11 protein-coding genes and 1 tRNA gene are annotated in these 10,233 nt (G+C 68.9%); 9 read left to right on the forward strand and 3 right to left on the reverse strand.

Annotated features, from left to right (window positions below):
* Positions 1 to 462, forward strand: a 462-nt coding sequence (locus AC2W7C_RS08115) for a hypothetical protein (RefSeq protein ID WP_486000979.1), incomplete at its 5' end; no start/stop codon positions are given.
* 23 nt (positions 463 to 485) lie between these two features.
* On the opposite strand, the gene AC2W7C_RS08120 is transcribed toward AC2W7C_RS08115, so the two are convergent.
* Both AC2W7C_RS08120 and AC2W7C_RS08125 read right to left on the reverse strand, forming a co-directional pair.
* A tRNA-Val gene (locus AC2W7C_RS08120) sits at positions 486 to 560 on the reverse strand.
* Positions 561 to 656: 96 nt separating this feature from the next.
* The gene (locus AC2W7C_RS08125) at positions 657 to 1,946 is read right to left on the reverse strand and encodes a dicarboxylate/amino acid:cation symporter (protein WP_486000980.1); all 1,290 of its coding nucleotides are present in this window, start codon (positions 1,944 to 1,946) and stop codon (positions 657 to 659) included.
* Positions 1,947 to 2,053: 107 nt separating this feature from the next.
* On the opposite strand from AC2W7C_RS08125, the gene AC2W7C_RS08130 reads away from it, so the two are divergent.
* Both AC2W7C_RS08130 and AC2W7C_RS08135 read left to right on the forward strand, forming a co-directional pair.
* Positions 2,054 to 2,872: an MFS transporter gene (locus AC2W7C_RS08130; protein WP_486000981.1), complete on the forward strand. Its 819-nt coding sequence runs from the start codon at positions 2,054 to 2,056 to the stop codon at positions 2,870 to 2,872.
* A complete protein-coding gene (locus tag AC2W7C_RS08135) occupies positions 2,845 to 3,360 on the forward strand; it encodes an MFS transporter (protein WP_486000982.1) in 516 nt (171 codons plus the stop codon). The genes AC2W7C_RS08130 and AC2W7C_RS08135 overlap by 28 nt, the downstream gene beginning before the upstream one ends.
* Here AC2W7C_RS08135 and AC2W7C_RS08140 read toward each other — a convergent pair.
* Entirely contained in the window at positions 3,354 to 4,040 is a 687-nt protein-coding gene (locus tag AC2W7C_RS08140) for an HAD-IA family hydrolase (RefSeq protein WP_486000983.1), read from the reverse strand. The two genes, AC2W7C_RS08135 and AC2W7C_RS08140, sit on opposite strands and share 7 nt — an antisense overlap.
* 67 nt (positions 4,041 to 4,107) lie before the next feature.
* Here AC2W7C_RS08140 and glmU point away from each other — a divergent pair, with 67 nt between their 5' ends.
* The 6 genes from glmU to AC2W7C_RS08170 all read left to right on the forward strand — a co-directional run.
* Positions 4,108 to 5,478, forward strand: a complete 1,371-nt coding sequence (gene glmU, locus AC2W7C_RS08145; protein ID WP_486000984.1) for a bifunctional UDP-N-acetylglucosamine diphosphorylase/glucosamine-1-phosphate N-acetyltransferase GlmU — start codon at positions 4,108 to 4,110, stop codon at positions 5,476 to 5,478.
* A complete protein-coding gene (rpiA, locus tag AC2W7C_RS08150; protein WP_486000985.1) occupies positions 5,475 to 6,161 on the forward strand; it encodes a ribose-5-phosphate isomerase RpiA in 687 nt (228 codons plus the stop codon). The genes glmU and rpiA overlap by 4 nt, the downstream gene beginning before the upstream one ends.
* Before the next feature lie 33 nt (positions 6,162 to 6,194).
* Positions 6,195 to 7,592, forward strand: a complete 1,398-nt coding sequence (gene gor / locus AC2W7C_RS08155; protein WP_486000986.1) for a glutathione-disulfide reductase — start codon at positions 6,195 to 6,197, stop codon at positions 7,590 to 7,592.
* 58 nt (positions 7,593 to 7,650) lie between these two features.
* Positions 7,651 to 9,024, forward strand: a complete 1,374-nt coding sequence (locus AC2W7C_RS08160) for a class II 3-deoxy-7-phosphoheptulonate synthase (RefSeq protein ID WP_486000987.1) — start codon at positions 7,651 to 7,653, stop codon at positions 9,022 to 9,024.
* A complete protein-coding gene (locus tag AC2W7C_RS08165; protein WP_486000988.1) occupies positions 9,025 to 9,633 on the forward strand; it encodes a prephenate dehydratase domain-containing protein in 609 nt (202 codons plus the stop codon).
* A 201-nt stretch (positions 9,634 to 9,834) separates the two neighbouring features.
* A partial coding sequence (locus tag AC2W7C_RS08170) for a chorismate mutase (RefSeq protein ID WP_486000989.1) occupies positions 9,835 to 10,233 on the forward strand: 399 nt, incomplete at its 3' end.

A 10,233-nucleotide genomic window follows, 5' to 3' on the forward strand; every position in this document is an offset into this window, starting at 1 on the left:
TCGGCGTCCGGCGACGAGCGGGCCCTTGTGGGCGCGACCTGGTCGGGCGGCGAAGACCGCGGGATCGCCGGCTACGAGAACTACGGCGGATCGATTGTCCGCGACGCCACGGCGGTCAGCCCCTTCCGGTCGTCGTCCGACCCGCGCGACTGGATCTTCGTCTCGAAGGTGGAGATCGGCCGTGACGGCGACCACGCGCTCTGGCGCGGCCTGGACACGGTCCGCCTCTCGGGGCGGACAGCCGAAAGCTACATCGCCTATGACTGCCAGCGGGCCAGCCGCGGCCTGGAGAACGCGACGCCGGAGGCCGGCCTGATCGGCTTGGTCGGGAAAGACTACGCCGTCGACGACGGCGAGCTGGGCCTGCTGCGTGCCGAGACGGCGGTCCAGGTCGGCGCCGACGGTCGCTTCACTGTCGTCAACGAGCCCGTGGCCTGCGTGGACGAGGGCTACGGCCTCTGACGGACGCGAAGATCTGAAGGAAATGGTGGATGCGACAGGGATTGAACCTGTGACCCCCTCGGTGTGAACGAGGTGCTCTCCCGCTGAGCTACGCATCCATCCTTCGGGCCCCGGATCGGCGCGCGAACGGGGAGGCGGGGACATAGCCCGGTCGTCCGAAGCGCGCAAGCGGTCAGCGCAACTTGGCTGGGGGTTCAGATTCCGGACGCGCGCACGCCCTCGACGGTCTCGGCGTCCGGATCGCCGGGCAACCAGGCGACGTGGCCGTCGTAGACGTCCTGATTGAGAATCTTCTCCTCCTTGGCGACCAGGACGGGCACCAGCATCTGGCCGGTCACGTTCGTCGCGGTGCGCATCATGTCGATGATCCGGTCGATGGCGACGATGTAGCCGATGCCTTCCAGCGGCAGGCCGACGGTGGCCAGCGTCAGGGTCAGCATGACGATCGAGGTGCCCGGCACCCCGGCGGTGCCCAGCGACCCCAGCACGGCCGTCAGCCCGATCAGGACGTACTGGGTCAGGGACAGGTCGATCTGGAAATACTGGGCGATGAAGATCGCCGCGATGGCGGGATAGATAGCGCCGCAGCCGTCCATCTTGACGCTGGCGCCCAGCGGCACGGCGAAGGCGGCGTAGGCCTGGGGCACGCCCAGCCGCTCGACCGTCTGGCGCAAGGTGACCGGAAGGGTGCCCAGCGAGGAGGAGGTGGCGAAGGCCGTCTGCTGGGCCGCGAAGGCCCCGCGGAAGAAGCTGCGCGCCTTCAGCCCGTGCAGCTTCAGCAGGCCGGAATAGACGACCAGGATGTGGAACAGGCAGGCCGCGTAGATGGCCAGGATGAACTTGCCCAGGGGCAGCAGCGCCTCCCAGCCGTAGCCGCCGACCACCGATCCGATCAGGCCGAACACCCCGAATGGGGTCAGTTGGATCACCCAGCGGGTGATGCGGAAGACGATCGACGCGCCTTCATCCACCAGTCGGCGCGCGGTCTGCGCCCGATCGCCCAGCGCCACCAGGGCGGCGCCGACCAGGGCCGAGAAGAAGATGATCTGCAGCACCTTGCCCTCGCTGAGGGCGGCGAAGGGGTTGGTCGGCACGATGCCGATCAGCACCTCCAACGGCGTCGGGATCACCCGCTCGCGGACTTCGCCCAGCGGCAGGTTCGACAGCCCCAGGCCGGGATTGATCAGGTGGCCGAAGGCGAAGCCGACCAGCACGGCCAGCAGGGAGGTGATCGCGAACCATACGATCGTCCGCACGCCCAGGCGCACGGCGCCGACTCCTTCGCCCAGCTTGGCGATCGAGCTGGCGATGGTGAACAGCACCAGGGGCGCCACCACCATGCGGATCAGGTTCAGATAGACGTCTCCGATCGGCTGCAGCCAGACCTCCGCCCGCTCTCGCAGGATCAGCCCGGCGACGATGCCCAGCACGAAGCCGGCGGCGGTCCGCTGCCAGAGCGGAATGGCGAAGAAGCGACGGAGCATGCGGCGTGTCCGGGAAGGTCGGTCCCCCAACATGTTGACGCCTCCCGCCATTGGCAACGGCGCGGGATGCCGATTGCGAAATCGGGCGATCGGGCTACCGTCCGGAAATGATCGCCACGCCCGACACGCCGCAAACCCGCGCCTCGCTCGAAGCGCCCGCCAACATCGCCACCCTGCAGTGGTTCGTCTTTGGCCTGTTCTTCATCTTCGGCGGCATCACCAGCCTGAACGACGTGCTCATTCCGAAGCTGAAGGAGCTGTTCGTCCTCAACTACTTTCAGGCGATGCTGATCCAGTCGGCCTTCTTCGCCGCCTATTTCATCGTCTCGCTGCCGGCGGCGCTGCTCATCCGAAGGACCGGCTACCTGCGCGGCGCGGCGCTGGGCCTGCTGGTGATGATGGCCGGCTGCCTGCTGTTCCTGCCGGCGGCGAACACCGGCCAGTTTCCGGCTTTCCTGGCCGCGTTGTTCGTCCTGGCCTCGGGCGTGACCATCGTTCAGGTCGTAGCCAATCCGCTGATCTCCCTGCTGGGCGAGGCGCGCTCGGCGTCCAGCCGCCTGACCTTCGCCCAGGCGTTCAACTCGCTGGGAACCACCGTCTTTCCCTATGTCGGGGCCATCGTGATCCTGGGATCGCTGGCGACCGTGGACCAAAGCACGCTGACGGGCGCGGCGCTGACCGCCTATCGCGCCCAGGAGACCCAGGTCATAACCGTCTCCTACCTGGCCATCGCCGCCGCCATCTTCGTGGTCGCCGCCGTTGTCTGGTTGAACCGCGGCCGCCTGCGCGAGGATCACGGCCCCGCCGTCAACGTCGCTCAGGCCTTCGCCTTGCTGAAGCGGCCGCGCTTCGCCTTCGGGTCGCTGGCCATCTTCGTCTACGTCGCGCCGAGGTCGCGGTGGCCAGCATCATGGTCAACTACCTGATGCAGGCCGACACCCTCGGCCTGGCCGCGCGGCAGGCGGGCGAACTGCTGATCTTCTACTGGGGCGGAGCCATGGTCGGCCGCTTCATCGGCGCCTTGGTGCTGACCCGCGTCGCGCCCTGGAAGGTGTTGGCGACCGTCGCGACGGGCGCGATCCTGCTCCTGACGGTTTCGGGCCTGACGACGGGGACGATCTCGGGTTACGCCATCCTGGCCGTCGGTCTGATGAACGCGATCATGTTCCCGACCATCTTCACCCTGGCCTCTGCGGGCCTGGGCAAGAAGGCGGCCGAGGGGTCGGGCATCATCTGCATGGCCATCGTCGGAGGCGCCCTGATCCCGCCATTGACGGGCGCGGTGGCCGACGCCTCGACCCTGCGCCTCGCCCTGGTGGCGCCGATCGTCTGCTACGCCGTGATCGTCGCCTTCGCCCGCTACAGCCGCCGGACGCCGATCCAGGAGGCCGCGGCGCCGGTCGAGCCTTACTGAGCGAGCAGCCGGCCGATCGCGGCCGGCAGATCCTCGAACGCGTCGATCAGGACGTCGCCGCCCAGATCCTCGGGCGGGATCGGACTGTAGCCGAAGGTGGCGACGATGCAGGGCATGCCGGCGTCGCGCGCCGCCAGGGTGTCGGGCGAGGCGTCGCCGACCATGAGGGCCCGCGCGGGATCGCCGCCGGCCTGGAGCACGGCCTCCTTCAGATGGGCGCCCGACGGTTTGCGCGCGCTGACCCGGTCGGGCCCCGCCACGACAGCGAAATGACGGGTCAGGTCCAGACGATTCAGCAGGAGAAGCGACAGGTCGGTCCGCTTGTTGGTGGCCACGCATAGGATCGCGCCCCGGGCCGCCAGCCGTTCCAGCGTCTCGACGACGCCGTCGAACGGTCGGGAATGATCGGCGATGTGATCGACGTAGTCGGCGATAAACGCCTCGAACAGCGCCGGGGCGTGCGCTTCCTCCCAAGTCGCGCCGGCGTGCTCGAACCCATGCTGCAGCAGGGCCCGCGCTCCGCCGCCGATCAGGGAGGCCGCGCTTTCCATCGGCGCCTCGGGCAGGCCGTGGAGGGCCAGCATCCGGTTGAGCGTCCCGACCAGGTCGACGTGGGTTTCCACCAGGGTGCCGTCCAGGTCGAAGGCGATCGTCCAGCCTTCAAGATCGCGTTCGGTCACCCATCTCTCCCGCCGGCCGCCCCGATGGGCTAGACCTCGGGCCGTTGACTAGCCGCCGGACCGATTCATGACCAGCCAACCAGCCTCCCCGTCCAGGGAACCCCGGGCCGCCATCATCCTCGCCGCGGGGCAGGGGACGCGCATGAAGTCCCCGCTGCCCAAGGTCCTGCATCCCGTTGGGGGGCGGGCCATGCTGGACCACGCCATCGACGCCGCCGAAGCGCTGGGCTGCGAGCGAATCGTGGTGGTGGTCGGAACCCATTCGCCCGAGGTTCGCGACCATGTGGTCCGCCGGCTGGGCGAGGACGCCATCGCCGTCCAGGACCCGCCGCTGGGCACCGGCCATGCGGTCCGCGCCGCCGAGGCGGTGCTGGGCGATTTCGTAGGCCAGGTGGTGATCACCTACGGTGACGTGCCGCTGCTGCGGGCCGACGATATCGAGCCCGTCTTCCTCGAGCAGGAGGGCGTGCGGGTCATCGGCTTCGAGGCCCGGGATCCCGGCGCCTACGGCCGCCTGATCCTGGACGGCGACAGCCTTCTGGCCATCACGGAGGCGAAGGAGGCGTCGGCTGAGATTTTGGCTGTAACGGCTTGCAATTCCGGCGTCATGGCGGCTCCGGTCGGCCTGCTGTTCGAGCTTCTGGGCGAGGTCCGCAACGACAACGCCAAGGGCGAATACTACCTGACCGACGTGGTCGAGCTGGCCCGTCGGCGCGGGGAGCCGACCCGGGCGGTCTTCGCGGACGAGGACGCGGTGATGGGCGTCAACGCCCAGGGCGAGCTGGCCCAGGCCGAGGCCCTGTTCCAGAAGGTGCAGCGCGAGACCTTCCTGGCCGCCGGCGTCACCATGCCGGCTCCGGAGACCGTCCATTTCGCCTGGGACACCGAGATCGGCGGCGGGGCGACGGTCGAGCCCTATGTGGTGTTCGGCAAGGGCGCCAGGATCGCGTCCGGCGCCCGCATCCGCAGCTTCAGCCACGTCGAGGGGGCGACGGTCGCCGCCGGCGCCGAGGTCGGGCCCTACGCCCGCCTTCGGCCGGGAGCGGTCCTGGGCGAGGACGTGAAGGTCGGCAACTTCGTCGAGGTGAAGAACGTCGCGATGGCCAAGGGCGCCAAGGCCAACCACCTGGCCTATCTTGGGGATGGCGAAGTCGGGGCCAAGGCCAATATCGGCGCCGGAACAATCTTCTGTAATTACGATGGCTTCTTCAAACATCGCACGGTGGTGGGCGAAGGCGCCTTCGTCGGGTCGAACAGCGCGCTCGTCGCCCCCGTGACCATCGGCGAAGGGGCCATGGTCGGCTCCGGCTCGGTCATCACACGCGACGTCGGTCCCGGCGACCTGGCCCTGGGCCGCGGCGATCAGATCGCCAAGCCCGGCTGGGCGGCGCGGTTCATGGACACGATGCGGGCGAAGAAGGCGGCGAAGGCGAAATGAGCGTGGACGATCAGAAGCGCCGGGCCGGCGAAGCCGCCGCCGAACGGGTCGAAGCCGGCATGGTCGTCGGCCTGGGCACCGGCTCCACCGCCGCCTGGTTCGTCAAGGCGCTGGCCGCCCGCAACCTGTCCGGCCTGCGTTGCGTCCCCACCTCCGAAGCCACCGCCGAACTGGCGCGGGAACTGGGCCTGCCGCTCTCCACCCTGGAGGACACGCCGCGCATCGACCTGACCGTCGACGGCGCCGACGAGGTCGGCCCCGGCCTGGCCCTGATCAAGGGCGGCGGCGCGGCCCTGCTGCGCGAGAAGCTGGTGTGGGAGGCCTCGGCCCGCTGCATCTGCATCGCCGACGCCGCCAAGGTCGTGCCGGCGCTAGGCGCCTTCGCCTTGCCGATCGAGGTGGTCGCCTTCGGTCACAAGACCACGGCCAACCGCATCGCCGACGTCCTGGCCGACCACGACATCGCCATGCCGGCCCGGGTCCGTTCCGCCGAGCGCGGCCTGGTCCGCACCGACGGCGGCAATCTGATCTATGACGCGGCCTGCAAGGTCATCCACGATCCGGCCCGCCTAGCCGACGACCTGAAGCTGATCACCGGCGTGATCGAGCACGGCCTGTTCCTGGACCTGGCGGACGAGGCGATCATCGGGACGGATGGCGGGGTGGACGTTCTGGTTCCCTGACACCAGATAGTCCCTCTCACGGACCTGGACGACATGGCTGACACCTACGACTACGACCTCTTCGTCATCGGCGCCGGTTCCGGCGGGGTCCGGGCGGCGCGTCTGACCGCCCTGGGCGGCAAGCGGGTGGGCATAGCCGAAGAGTATCGCGTAGGCGGCACCTGCGTTGTTCGGGGCTGCGTGCCCAAGAAGTTCATGGTCATGGCCTCGGACTTCGCCCACCAGTTCGAGACCGCCGAGGGTTACGGCTGGACCGTGGAGGCCAGTTTCGACTGGCCGAAATTCATCCAGGCCAAGGACGTCGAGATCGCGCGGCTGTCGGGCATCTACGCCGCCAACCTGGGCAAGGCCGGCGTCGACCTGGTCCACGGCCGCGCGGTGCTGCAGGACAATCACACCGTCCTGATCCTGAAGAAGGACGGCTCGGCGGATCGCGAGATCACCGCCGACAAGATCCTGATCGCCACCGGCGGCCGTCCCTGGTCGCCCGAGGACATGCCGGGGATCGAGCATACGATCACCTCGGAGGAGGCTTTCCATCTGCCCGAACTGCCCAAGCGCATCCTGATCGCGGGCGGCGGCTACATCGCGGTGGAGTTCGCGGGCATCTTCGCGGGCCTAGGGGTGGAGACGACCCTGATCTATCGCGGTCCCAACATCCTGCGGGGCTTCGACGACGACGTGCGGGCCCACCTGGCCGGAGAGATCGAGAAGCGGGGAATCAAGGTCATCCTGGGCTGCCAGCACGAGGCCGTGGAGAAGACCGAGACAGGCCTGCTGAACCGGCTGGGCAACGGAATGGTCATAGAGACCGATGTCGTGATGTTCGCCACCGGCCGGATTCCCCATGTGAAGGGTCTGGGTCTGGAGAAGGCCGGGGTCGAGTTGACCGACCAGGGCGCGGTCAAGGTGGACGCCTATTCAAAGACCACGGCGGACAACATCTGGGCCATCGGCGACGTCACCGATCGGATGAACCTGACCCCGGTCGCCATCCGCGAGGCGGTGGCCTTCCATGAGACGGTCTTCCGCGACAGGCCCACGGCCTTCGACTACGAGGCCGTCGCCACCGCCGTCTTCAGCCAGCCGCCGGTCGGCGTCGTGGGCCTGAGCGAGAGCGAGGCGCGGCATTCCTGCCCAGGCGAGGTCGACGTCTACCTGACCCGCTTCCGCCCCATGAAATACGCCTTCACCGGTTCGGACGAGCGCGTCCTGATGAAGCTGGTGGTCGACGCGACCAGCCAGAAGGTCGTCGGCGTCCACATCGTCGGACCCGAGGCGCCCGAGATGATCCAGATCGCCGCCATCGCGGTGAAGGCGGGCCTGACCAAGGCCCAGTGGGACGCCACCTGCGCCGTCCACCCCACCATGGCCGAGGAACTGGTGACCCTGCGCGACAAGCAGCAGCCAGGACACATGTCGGCGGGCTGATGGCCCGCGCGACACTGCGTTCATTGTCCCGGAACGGACTGCGGCCTATCTTGGCCGCATGAGTACCCGCTGGACGCCAGAAAGCTGGAGATCGAAGCCCGTCGTGCAGATGCCGACGGACTATCCCGACATGACCGCGCTGCATCGCGTGGAAGATGAACTGCGCGCCATGCCGCCGCTGGTCTTCGCCGGCGAGGCGCGTCGCCTGACCTCCAAGCTCGCCGAGGTCGAGGCCGGCAACGCCTTCCTGCTTCAGGGCGGGGACTGCGCCGAGAGCTTCAAGGAGTTCTCGACCGACAACATCCGCGACACCTTCCGTCTGATCCTGCAGATGGCCGTGGTCCTGACCTTCGCTGGCCGCAAGCCGGTGGTGAAGGTCGGCCGCATCGCCGGCCAGTTCGCCAAGCCGCGCTCGTCGCTGATCGAGGAGATCGACGGCGTCGAGCTGCCCAGCTACCGCGGCGACATCATCAACGGCATGGCCTTCACCGCCGAGGAGCGCGTGCCGGACCCGCAGCGCCTGATCAAGGCCTACAACCAGTCGGCTTCGACGCTGAACCTGCTGCGGGCCTTCGCCGGCGGCGGCTACGCCGACCTGTACAACATCCACCGCTGGACCCTGGGCTTCGCGGCGGACAACGCCTACGGCGCCAAGTACCGCGAACTGGCCGACAAGATCGGCGAGGCGCTGGACTTCATGCAGGCGGTCGGCGTCACGCCCGAGACCCATCCCGATCTGAGCCGGGTCGAGGTCTTCACCAGCCACGAGGCCCTGTTGCTGAATCTCGAGAGCGCCCTGACGCGCCTGGACGGCGCCTCGGGCGAATGGTTCGACACTTCGGCCCACATGGTCTGGATCGGCGAGCGCACCCGCCAGCTGGACGGCGCCCACGTCGAGTTCGTGCGCGGGATCAAGAACCCCGTCGGCGTGAAGTGCGGTCCGACCATGGAGCCGGACGATCTGCTTCCGCTGATCGACGCGCTGAACCCGGACAACATCCCCGGCCGCCTGACTCTGATCGGCCGCTTCGGCGTGGACAAGGTCGGAGACCGGCTGCCGCGCCTGATGCGGGCGGCCAAGGCGCACGGCAAGCGGGTCATCTGGTCGATCGACCCGATGCACGGCAACACGCTGAAGGCCGGCAACGGCTACAAGACCCGGCCGTTCGAGCGCATCCTGGGCGAGGTGAGGGGCTTCATCGACGTGGCCGAGGCCGAGGGCGTCCACCCGGGCGGCGTGCACCTGGAGATGACCGGCCAGAACGTCACCGAATGCCTGGGCGGCGCCCAGGCCCTGACCGAGGACGACCTGTCCAGCCGTTATCACACCCACTGCGATCCGCGCCTGAACGCGGACCAGGCGCTGGAACTGGCCTTCCTGGTGGCCGAACGCCTGAAGGCGGGCCGCAGCCAGCGGTCAGAGGCGGCCTAGGTGCAGGGCGTCGGCCGACCCGAGGGCGACGAGGCCGGCGGACGTTGCGGCTACCAGGGCGCGCCCGGCGCCTTCAGCCATGAGGCCTGCCTGGACCTGCGCCCCTGGGACGAGGCCGTGCCCTACGAGACCTTCGAGGCGGCTCTGAACGCCCTGAAGGCCGGCGAGATCGGTTGCGTTCTGATCCCGGTCGAGAATTCCACCATCGGCAGGGTCGAGCCCGCCGCGACCCTCGTGGAGCAGTCCGGGCTGACCCAGGTCTCGGAGGCCTGGCGTCCCATTCGGCTGGCGCTGATGGCGCCGCGCGGCGCGTCCCTGCGCACGGTGAAGACCGCCGAGAGCCATCCGATCGCCCTGCGCCAGTGCCCGACCTCGCTAGCGACCCTGGGCGTGACGCCGGTAGAGGCCTTCGATACCGCCGGCGCCGCGCGGGGCGGTGGCCGAGGCGGGCGATCCGACGCGAGCGGCGGTCGCCCCGGCGCGCGCGGCCGAGGTCTACGACCTGTCGATTCTGCGCAACGACATCCAGGATTCCAGCGACAACCGCACGCGTTTCGTCCTGTTGAGCGCCGGAAACGCTTGACCTCGCACGATCCTTGCGGCTTTTGAGGCCCATGGTCCGTTCGCAAGCCATCGCTGCGACTTCTTTCGCCCGCGTTTTCGCGGCCGCGGACCTGTATTTCTACGGCTTTCGATACGCCGGCTGAGGCGTCGGGCGTTTCGTCCTGACGGCCTCGCCGGCGACCGTCCCGCTAGGGGCGGCGGCTCGCAAACCTCCCACGCCGTGTCGAAATCGAAAGCCCGTTCCCCGTGTCCCATTCCAATCTGCAGCAGGTCTGGCCCCAGGCCGACCAGGCCCCCGCCGACATCTCGCCCGAGCACATGGCGCTCGCCGCCCTGCGCCATGAGATCGATCTTCTCGACGACGAGATCCTGAGCCTGTTCGAACGCCGCCTGGCCATCGCCGACCGGGTCGGCCAGGCCAAGGACGCGCCCGCCGGCCCGCACGTCAAGCTGCGTCCCGACCGCGAGAAGGCCGTACTGGACCGCATGACCCGCAGCGCCTCGCCCGAGAATCGAGAGGCCGTGGCCTCGCTCTGGCGCCAGATCGTCGGCTGGGGCCTGGCCCGCCAGGGCCGGATGCAGGTCCAGGTCTGGTCGCCGATCGAGCCGACCCGCGCCTTCGACGGGCGCCCGCCTGCGCTTCGG

This window comes from Brevundimonas sp. CURTG3B2_SDJG (assembly GCF_057364705.1).

What these genes read in the sequence shown, in the direction of transcription:
- glmU (WP_486000984.1), top strand. Translation starts at nt 4,108, where the DNA reads ATGACCAGCCAACCAGCCTCCCCGTCCAGGGAACCCCGGGCCGCCATC.
- rpiA (WP_486000985.1), top strand. Translation starts at nt 5,475, where the DNA reads ATGAGCGTGGACGATCAGAAGCGCCGGGCCGGCGAAGCCGCCGCCGAA.
- AC2W7C_RS08130 (WP_486000981.1), top strand. Translation starts at nt 2,054, where the DNA reads ATGATCGCCACGCCCGACACGCCGCAAACCCGCGCCTCGCTCGAAGCG.
- gor (WP_486000986.1), top strand. Translation starts at nt 6,195, where the DNA reads ATGGCTGACACCTACGACTACGACCTCTTCGTCATCGGCGCCGGTTCC.
- AC2W7C_RS08160 (WP_486000987.1), top strand. Translation starts at nt 7,651, where the DNA reads ATGAGTACCCGCTGGACGCCAGAAAGCTGGAGATCGAAGCCCGTCGTG.
- AC2W7C_RS08125 (WP_486000980.1), bottom strand. Translation starts at nt 1,946, where the DNA reads ATGCTCCGTCGCTTCTTCGCCATTCCGCTCTGGCAGCGGACCGCCGCC.